This is a genomic window from Mesorhizobium sp. M4A.F.Ca.ET.050.02.1.1 (genome assembly GCF_003997725.1).
Taxonomy (GTDB): domain Bacteria; phylum Pseudomonadota; class Alphaproteobacteria; order Rhizobiales; family Rhizobiaceae; genus Mesorhizobium.
Genome location: NZ_RZSG01000208.1, coordinates 1 through 8343, shown reverse-complemented (window position 1 = coordinate 8343; position 8343 = coordinate 1). Strand labels below are relative to the sequence as shown.

Annotated in this window: 10 protein-coding genes; 4 read left to right on the top strand and 6 right to left on the bottom strand. The window is 64.6% G+C overall.

From position 1 onward, the window contains the following. Positions 1-152: dihydroneopterin aldolase (locus EOA33_RS15860; RefSeq protein WP_190234281.1), on the top strand; the 152-nt coding region annotated here is incomplete at its 5' end. Further along, complete coding sequence (folK, locus tag EOA33_RS15855) at positions 136-648, top strand: 2-amino-4-hydroxy-6-hydroxymethyldihydropteridine diphosphokinase (RefSeq protein ID WP_126054779.1); 513 nt, start codon at positions 136-138, stop codon at positions 646-648. The genes EOA33_RS15860 and folK, both read left to right, overlap by 17 nt. A gap of 33 nt (positions 649-681) precedes the next feature. On the opposite strand, the gene EOA33_RS15850 is transcribed toward folK, so the two are convergent. Then, the gene (locus EOA33_RS15850) at positions 682-1230 is read right to left on the bottom strand and encodes a DUF924 family protein (RefSeq protein WP_126054778.1); all 549 of its coding nucleotides are present in this window, start codon (positions 1228-1230) and stop codon (positions 682-684) included. Positions 1231-1234: 4 nt separating this feature from the next. Then, positions 1235-3073 carry a monovalent cation:proton antiporter-2 (CPA2) family protein gene (locus EOA33_RS15845; protein WP_127406025.1) on the bottom strand — a complete coding sequence of 613 codons (1839 nt, stop codon included), beginning with the start codon at positions 3071-3073 and terminating at the stop codon, positions 1235-1237. 241 nt (positions 3074-3314) lie between these two features. Between EOA33_RS15845 and EOA33_RS15840 the strand changes: the two genes are divergently transcribed. Further along, positions 3315-3581: a hypothetical protein gene (locus EOA33_RS15840; protein WP_126054776.1), complete on the top strand. Its 267-nt coding sequence runs from the start codon at positions 3315-3317 to the stop codon at positions 3579-3581. Between the two features lie 68 nt (positions 3582-3649). Here EOA33_RS15840 and EOA33_RS15835 read toward each other — a convergent pair whose 3' ends face one another. The 4 genes from EOA33_RS15835 to EOA33_RS15820 all read right to left on the bottom strand — a co-directional run bounded on the left by EOA33_RS15835 (position 3650) and on the right by EOA33_RS15820 (position 7431). Next, positions 3650-4204 carry a hypothetical protein gene (locus EOA33_RS15835; RefSeq protein WP_127406024.1) on the bottom strand — a complete coding sequence of 185 codons (555 nt, stop codon included), beginning with the start codon at positions 4202-4204 and terminating at the stop codon, positions 3650-3652. Positions 4205-4293: 89 nt separating this feature from the next. After that, positions 4294-5376, bottom strand: coding sequence for a TIGR01620 family protein (locus EOA33_RS15830; protein WP_126054774.1), 1083 nt, complete (start codon positions 5374-5376; stop codon positions 4294-4296). Continuing rightward, complete coding sequence (locus EOA33_RS15825; RefSeq protein ID WP_127406023.1) at positions 5373-6848, bottom strand: YcjX family protein; 1476 nt, start codon at positions 6846-6848, stop codon at positions 5373-5375. The genes EOA33_RS15830 and EOA33_RS15825 overlap by 4 nt, the downstream gene beginning before the upstream one ends. A gap of 79 nt (positions 6849-6927) precedes the next feature. Next, entirely contained in the window at positions 6928-7431 is a 504-nt protein-coding gene (locus EOA33_RS15820) for a histidine phosphatase family protein (protein WP_126054772.1), read from the bottom strand. Between the two features lie 246 nt (positions 7432-7677). Between EOA33_RS15820 and dksA the strand changes: the two genes are divergently transcribed. Continuing rightward, positions 7678-8094, top strand: a complete 417-nt coding sequence (gene dksA, locus EOA33_RS15815; RefSeq protein WP_126054771.1) for an RNA polymerase-binding protein DksA — start codon at positions 7678-7680, stop codon at positions 8092-8094. Positions 8095-8343: the final 249 nt, after the last annotated feature.

The window sequence follows — 8343 nt, the reverse complement described above, 5'->3', positions numbered from 1 at the left end:
TCCTGATCGAGGCGCTGGCGCTGGAAGTGGCCAAGGCGCTGACGGCGGGGTTTCCGCAAATCAAGAGAGCCGAGATCACCGTGCGCAAGCCCAACGCGCCGGTGCCCGGCGTGCTCGACCATGTCGAGGTGACAGTTGTCTGGCCCGAATAACACGGTCTACCTCAGCCTTGGCGGCAATCTTGGCGATCCCGCCCGATCGATGGCGGCAGCACTGCGCCTTCTGGATGGCGACGACAAGACAAGCGTCGTCGCTGTGTCCTCGCTCTACCGCACGCCGCCCTGGGGCAAGCTCGACCAGCCCGATTTCCTCAATGCCGCCGCCACGATCACGACCGGACTCGCCCCGCGCGAACTGCTCGACCTTTGCCTCGACGCGGAGCGCCGGCTGAAGCGGGTGCGCGAGGAGCGCTGGGGGCCGCGGCTGATCGATATCGACATATTGGTGTTCGGCGACCGGATCATCCACGAGACTGGTCTGGACGTGCCGCATCCGCGCATGCTGGAGCGCGCCTTCGTGCTGGCGCCCCTGGCCGAAATCGCGCCGGAGCTGGCGATAGGCGGCAAGAGCGTCTCGGAACGCCTCGGCACCGTCGACATTTCGGGCATCGAGCGCTTGCCGTCCGGCCGCGACTGGTGGCTGGAATAGGAACAGCGGACCGACGGCGGCAGTTGGCTGAAGTCAGCCGGAAAAGCCGCCGTCGTCGAGGAAGGCCTGTTCCTCCGGTGTCGTCTCGCGGCCAAGCATGCGGTTACGGTGCGGGAAGCGGCCGAAGCGCTGGATGATCTCGCGGTGCTCGACCGCATATTTCAGATAGGGTTGGGCACTGGTGGATGTGAGCTCCACCGAGCGCGCCTGGTCGACGAGCAGCTCCGAATGCTCGAAGGGCAGATAGAGGAAGAAGCGAATGTCCTCTTCGAGCGCCAGGTCATGGCCGGCGGCGATCGCCTTGCCGGCGAAATGGCGCGCCAGCGGATCGGTTGCGTACATATGGCCGGTGCCGCGAAAGCAGTTGCGCGGAAACTGGTCGAGCAGGACCATCAGCGCCAGCGAACCCTCGGCGTGTTCACACCAGTCGTCGCATTCGCGCCGTGCGGCGGCGAAGTGCAGGTCGAGAAACCGGTTGCGGAATTCCGCGTCGAAGGCATCGTTCTTCTCGAACCAGGCATCCTCGCCGGCATCGCGCCAGAATGCGGTGACGGCGAGCGCCCGTTTGTCCAGTTCAGCCATCTCTCTATTCCTCCGCGGGCTCGGATTTGCTCAGCACGCCGGCCGTCTCCTCGTTGAGCGCCTGGCCGGTGCGGCGCGGCGGCGTCAGCGGCGTTGGGATCGGCGTGCCTATATTGCCTTTCAGGAAGCGCTGTCCGGCGCGCACTCCTTCTGCCAGCTGCGTCTCGAAGCGGGCGGTGTCGCGGCGGCGGACATCTTCGATCACCTCTGCGACGTCTTCCGGATCGACGCCAAGCGCTTCGAGCGCCGAGCCGCCGAAGCCCAGCGCCGATTCGAATGTCTCGCGCAGCTGGTAGTCGACGCCGGCGCGAATGAGCTGCAGGGCGGTGCCGCGATCAAAGGCGCGCGCCAGGATCGTGACCAGCGGGAATTCGGCCTTGATCAATTGCGCGATGCGGACCGCCGCTTCCGGCTTGTCGACGCAGATCAGCACCGCACGCGCCCGCCCGGCGCCGGCCGCGTGCAGGATGTCCAGCCGGGTGCCGTCGCCGTAATAGACCTTGAAGCCGAAATCGGCCGCAGCCTGGATCATCTCGACCTCGTTGTCGATGATCGAGACATCGATGCCGCGCAGCAGCAGCGGCTGCGAGGCTATCTGGCCGAAACGGCCGAAGCCGATGATCAGCACGCTGCCGGAAAGGCCTTCGGCGACATCGACTCCTTCGAGTGACTGCTCGTCGCGCGGCGTCACGTAGCGCAGCGCAACGATAGCGAGCGGCGTCAGTACCATGGAAATGATGACAATTGCCGTCAGCGTCGCATTGGCCTGGCCGTCGATGATGCCGACCGCAGCCGCCGCCGAATACAGAACGAAAGCGAATTCGCCGCCCTGCGCCATGAACACGGCGCGTTCCAGCGCCTCACGGTGACCGGTCTTCAGCATGCGGGCGACGAGGTAGATGCCAAGCGCCTTCATCACCATGTAGGCGACGACGTAGATGGCCACCAGCCGCCAGTTGGCGGCCACAACATGCAAGTCGAGCGACATGCCGACAGCAAGGAAGAACAGGCCGAGCAGTATGCCCCGGAACGGTTCGATGTCGGCCTCCAGTTGGTGACGGAAGGTCGATTCGGAAAGCAGTACGCCGGCGAGGAACGCACCCATCGCCATCGACAGGCCCGAAAGCTGCATGGCAAGCGCCGACCCCAGCACCACCAGCAGCGCGGCCGCCGTCATCACCTCGCGGGCGCGCGCTTCCGCCAGGATGCGGAAGAACGGATTGAGCAGATAACGGCCGGCCACCACCAGGCCGACGATCGCGGCAAGGCCGATACCGACCTCGGTCAGCCGCTGCGACAGGCTCATCTCGGCACCGCCGGGCGCCAGGAAGGCGATCAGCGCCAGCAGCGGCACGATCGCCAGATCCTCCAGCAGCAGGATGGAAACGATGCGCTGGCCTTTGGGTGTCGCGATCTCGCCGCGTTCCTCCAGAAGTTGCATGACGATCGCCGTCGAGGTCAGCACGAAACCGGCGCCGGCGACGAAGGATTGCGCAACCGGAAAGCCGCCGGCCAGTCCGACGCTGGTGAGCAGCGCCGCGCAGACGCCGACCTGCAGCGCGCCGAGGCCGAAGATCTCGCGGCGCAGCCCCCAGAGCCGCGACGGCTGCATCTCCAGCCCGATGATGAACAGGAACATGACGACGCCGAGCTCGGCGACGTGAAGGATGGCTTCCGATTCGGAGAAGACTCTAAGGCCGAACGGGCCGATGACCACGCCGGCGGCGAGGTAGCCGAGGATGGAGCCGAGCCCCATGCGCTTGAAGATCGGGACGGCGACCACGCCGGCCGCGAGCAGCGCCACCACTTGGATCAGATCGCTGCCTGATGTTTCCGCCGCCATGCCGCCTTTTCCGTTTCTGCAGGCTACCTCGCATGTCGTGGGGTCGGGAGGCAAGGCTAGGGGCATCGACCGGCGGCAAACAACACGAATCCGGCCTCTGCCTGTGTTGCAGGCGCGTTACACAAGTTTATGCGGTGCACGCGTTGCGTGCTGCCACAATCGACAGTTAAGGGACGCTTGGCTTCGGCCATGGGAGGGAGCGGCGATCAAGCCGCTGCCTTTTTTTGAGGAGATGACTGACATGAAGAAGTTTTTGCTCGTTGCCGTGGGTGTTGCGGCGCTTGCTGGTTCGGCCTGCTCGAAGGCGCCTGAGTGCACCGCCGAAATGGCGACCAAGAAGGCGCAGGACATGACTGCCGCGCTGCAGGAAGCGATCACCAAGGATCCGTCCAAGGCAGCCGACCTGTCGGCCAAGGTGCAGGCTGTGACGGACAAGTACAAGGACGCCTCGACTTTGGCCGAGGCCTGCAAGGCCTATGACGAAGTGACCGCCGCCATCAAGGGCTGAGCGTCCGAATCGAAACGGGCTAGGCGGTGGCCCGAGGCCGCCGCCTTTTTCGTTGCTGTTGTTGGATATCAGTTCGGAGCGATCGAGCCGACCTCGACTGTGTCGACCCGCTTCAGGCTCATGCCGATCACCGGCACCAACTGCTTGTTGACGCGCACGGCGACCGTCACCGTCATCGAATTGTCGTCCGGGATGCGCGCCTGCATGACACCGTTCAATTGATTGCGGTTGATGGTGAACACGACCTTCTGGGTGTCGACGACATTGCCGCCGATAATGTCGAGCCCATTGCCGGACGATCCACCCATAAAGTTACCCTTGTAGCCTTCGCGACCCTTGCGTTCGACGGTCGCGGACATCTTCTGCGTGAACACGCCGACCCGGCAATCGCCGTCGAGCGTCATCCCGGTCTTGCCGTCAGGCGTCGTGCCATTGAAATTGCAGGTGAATTTCGTGCCCTTGTACTTGCCGGCGACGATTTCGCCCGGGCCGACCCACCTGCCTTCGACCGACTGGAAGAACTGCTTGTCGGGCTCTGCGCCAAAGGCCTTTTCGGCAAAACTCAAAGGTGCCGCAACCGCGACCGCGAAAGACAGGACGCAGGACAGATTTACACTTTTCATAGACGACACCCGGCAGCAAGGACGCTGTTTGCTAGACGTGTCAGACCATGAACAAGATTGGTTAATGCTTCGTCACTTGGCCGCGCCGATTACTTGCCGGAGGCCGAAGTTTCACCGTCTTTTCTTGCCGCGAACGATGTCAGCGCGGAGAGGAAATCGCTCAGTCCCGGCCGCCTGACGGCGATGAAGGGCAGGGGCCTGGCCGTTTCCATCGCCGCGATGCCGATTCGTGCCGTCATCATGCCGTTGACGACGCCTTCGCCGAGCTTCGCCGAAAGCCTCGCGGCAAGGCCGTGACCGACGATCTGCTGCACGAAACTGTCGCCGACGGCGATCGAGCCGGTGACCGCCAGATGGGCAAGGACGCTGCGCGCCAGCCGGAAGAAGCCAAGCGTGCCCGGCCGGCCGCCATAGAGCTCCGAGAGGCGGCGAATGAGCCGCCCGGCCTCGAACACGACATAGGCGACGTCGACGAGGGCGCGCGGACTAACAGCTGTGACCAGCGACACACGCTTTGCCGCTTCGAGGATCATCACCCTGGCGCGGGCATCGAGCGGGCCGAGGATCTCGGTCTCGGCGAGCCGCACCAGATTGCCGCCGTCGATGATCTCGCCGCGCAGCCCGGCGAGCGAGCGCCTGCCGGCCGCGGTCTCCGGCTTGGCTGCGACGAAGGCAGAAAGCTCGTCGACGACGGAGCGCGCAGCCTTCGGGTCGTCTCTGGAGACGGCGTCGAGCGCGCGCCGTTGCAGCTTCTCGACCTCGGCGAGGCGGGCAATGGCCAGGAATTCGCGCACCAGGATGATGATGAGCGCGAACACCGCGATCGCCGCCATGCCGGCGGCCAGCCAGCCCAGCCATTCGGCGCGTTCGAACAGGTCGCGGATGAGCTGGTCCGTCCACAGGCCGACCGCTAGCGAAACCAGCACGCCCACGGCGCCGAAGAACAGGCGGGCGAGCAGGGAACGCTTGCGCGGCGCGCTGGCCGGCGGCGGTTCGGCCGCGACCAGGTTCGGTTCGTCGAAGACGTCGATCTCGGAAGGAATGACGACGGCGGCACCGGCCTTCGCCGCGCGCGGTTTGCGCGCAGGCTCCGCCTCGGCGTGGCGCTTCGGCGCCTCCTGGCTCGCTTCCGGCTCGATGCGGAAGGCAGCGGGTCTGCGGGGCGCGCTCATGCGAGGTGATCTCCGATCAGGAACTGCAGCGCGCGGTCGAGCCTTATATGCGGCAGCGACAGCGTCACGCCCTCGGCCGTGCGTTCGAGCTTCGGCGGGCGAAAACGCACGAAGCGGATCGCCAGCTCGCCGCCGTCCGGCGGCTGCGTTTCGGAGGCTCGAAACACTGCATCGACTTTCTCCGGCAAATCACCGGGAAATATGGCTGTTTCGGTCTTCCCGTCGAATGCCTCGCCGTTGATCTTCTCGCCTTTCAGCGGCATGCCGATGATGACGGGCAAGGTCTCGCGGCCCTGCTTGACCGTGCCCTCGCGGGTGGCGCGCACCGCCGCCATGGCGACCACGTCAACATCGGCGCCGGTGAAGTTCGCCCGCGCCACCGCGCGGTCGGCAAGCCGGCGCACGATCGCCTGTAGCCGGTCATGGCTTACATGATGCAGGTGATCGGCCTTGGTTGCCGCCACCAGGATACGGTCGATGCGCCGTGAAAACAGGTCGGTGAGGAAATTACCGCGGCCGGGGCGGAAGCAGGCGAGGATTTCGGTGACGGCACGCTCCAGGTCGGCCATGGCGGCCGGGCCGGCGTTCAGCGCCTGCATGGCGTCGATCAGCACGATCTGGCGGTCGAGCCGCGTGATGTGCTCGCGGAAGAACGGTTTCACCACATGCGTCTTGTAGGCCTCGTAGCGCCGCTCCATCATCGCCTGCAGCGAACCGGGGCGGGGCCGCCGCTCGGCCAGTGCCGGCAACGGCGCGAAGGTCAGCGCGGGCGAGCCGTCGAGGTCGCCGGGCATCAGGAAACGGCCGGGCGGCAAGGTCGACAGCGCGCGCTCGTCGAGCTTGCACGCCTTGAGATAGGCCGAAAAGGCCTCGGCAAGCCGGCGCGCCGTCATCTCGTCGGCATCGGCGTTGGGATCGATCTGAGCGGCGAGCGTCCGCCAACCCTCGGATAGATCGGCGCGCACGGGCAGTGCCGCCATCTCCATCGCCTCGCGCGAGAAATCGGCGAAGGATTTGCCGAGCAGCGGCAGGTCAAGCAGCCATTCGCCTGGGTAGTCGACGATGTCGAGCGACAATTTTCCAGCCGAAAACATACGGTTCCAGCCGGAAGCTGATTCGTATTCGATGGTCAGCCGGAGCTCGGAAATGGCGCGCGTCGAGTCTGGCCAGACACGGTCGTTGACCAGCGCCGCGACATGATCCTCGTACTGGAAGCGGGGAACGGCATCGTCGGGCTGCTCTTCGAGGAAGGCGCGCGCGATGCGCCCCGATTTCTGCGCTTCGAACAGCGGCAGGCGCCCGCCATGGATCAGGTTGTGGACAAGCGCAGAGATGAACACCGTCTTGCCGGCGCGGGAAAGGCCGGTGACCCCCAGCCTCAGCGACGGCGAAAAGAGCTCGGCGGCGCGCCCTGAGAGCGTGTCGAGAGCGATCTTCGCCTCGTCGGTGAAAGTGGTCAGCGATGATGCCAAAACATGCTCTCTGAGGGCCGGTCGGTTCCCGATATAGGCACTCAGGCGGCGGTTTGGAATGGCGCCGCCAATTTGCGTCTCAGAGATCGGCCGGTGTCAGAAAGGCCTCGAGATAGCCGCTGCCTTGCTCGGCATGGGCAAGATCGCCTGGAAAGCGCACGACGGCGAGGCCCGAGGTGGGGAAACCGTGGTTCAGCATGCCACGCGCGGCTTCCTCGCCGTCGCCCGAAACCGCCATGGCGAGATCCTCCGTCATCGGATTGTGGCCGATGACCAGAAGCGAGCCCGCCCCGCCATTGTCGCGGATGATGGCGAGATAGCCGGCGGCGTCCTCGCTGTAGAGCGTGTCGAAGAACAGCACCCGCCCGGTATCTGTCTGGCCGGCCAGTCCCTCCAGGGTCTGGCGAGCCCGTTTTGCGTTGGAGCAAAGGGTCAGGTCGGGCACGTAGTTGCGGCTGCGCATGGCTGCCCCGATCGCCTCGGCATCGGCGATGCCGGAGGCATCGAGCGGACGGTCGAAGTCGCGTACGCCGGGCAGCGCCCATCCGGCCTTGGCATGTCTCAACAGGTAGAGTTTGCTCACCGCTCCCCCAAAATGCCTTGTTGGCACAATGGGATTAGCCACGAGAAAGGCATGGCGCACAATGGCCAATAGCCTTCAACCACAACGAATCATGGATGAATTCGAGTTCCGCCCGCAAGCATAAAGATATCATGGTCAGCTGTGAGCCCGATATTACATTTGCGTGAAACGGTCGCCGATTGCGCTTGTGCAGGCTTCTCTGCGCGAATATATAGGCGCCAAATTTGGGGTTGTTGGGTGAGTCGAATGAACGACATCGTTACCGCCGATTACGTACCCTCCGAAGACGAGCCGTTCATGAACGAACGGCAGAAATCCTACTTTCGCATGAAGCTCGTCGCCTGGAAGAACGACATTTTGCGCGAAGCGCGCGAAACCCTCGAAATCCTGCAGCAGGAAAACGCCAACCATCCCGACCTCGCCGACCGCGCCTCCTCGGAAACCGACCGAGCCATTGAACTCCGCGCCCGCGATCGTCAGCGCAAGCTCATCTCGAAAATCGATTCCGCGCTCCAGCGCATCGATGAAGGCACTTACGGCTATTGCGAGGAGACTGGCGAGCCGATTGCCCTGAAGCGGCTCGATGCGCGTCCGATCGCGACCCTGTCGATCGAGGCGCAGGAGCGCCACGAGCGCCGCGAGAAGGTCTATCGCGACGACTGACCCGCGAACGATCGTCCCGGAATCGTTAATGGCCGGGCGACCGGCCATTTTGTGCGGGCGCGGCCGTGCCTCCTCGATGCCCAATCCGTGTTGCCGGATTTGACTTTTGCTACCGCTTCTGGCTGGCAAGTTCGCCGAGTAGCTTCGTCATTTCGTCGTCGAGCGATGACGGCGCCTTCGCCGCCGGTTTGCTCGCATGTGAATCGTCGAGCGAAACCTCGAGTTCCTGCATCAGCGTATCGTCTATGG

Coding starts and splice junctions, on each gene's coding strand:
- EOA33_RS15845 (WP_127406025.1), bottom strand. CDS start 3,073: ATGGCGGCGGAAACATCAGGCAGCGATCTGATCCAAGTGGTGGCGCTG.
- EOA33_RS15830 (WP_126054774.1), bottom strand. CDS start 5,376: ATGAGCGCGCCCCGCAGACCCGCTGCCTTCCGCATCGAGCCGGAAGCG.
- EOA33_RS15835 (WP_127406024.1), bottom strand. CDS start 4,204: ATGAAAAGTGTAAATCTGTCCTGCGTCCTGTCTTTCGCGGTCGCGGTT.
- EOA33_RS15840 (WP_126054776.1), top strand. CDS start 3,315: ATGAAGAAGTTTTTGCTCGTTGCCGTGGGTGTTGCGGCGCTTGCTGGT.
- dksA (WP_126054771.1), top strand. CDS start 7,678: ATGAACGACATCGTTACCGCCGATTACGTACCCTCCGAAGACGAGCCG.
- EOA33_RS15850 (WP_126054778.1), bottom strand. CDS start 1,230: ATGGCTGAACTGGACAAACGGGCGCTCGCCGTCACCGCATTCTGGCGC.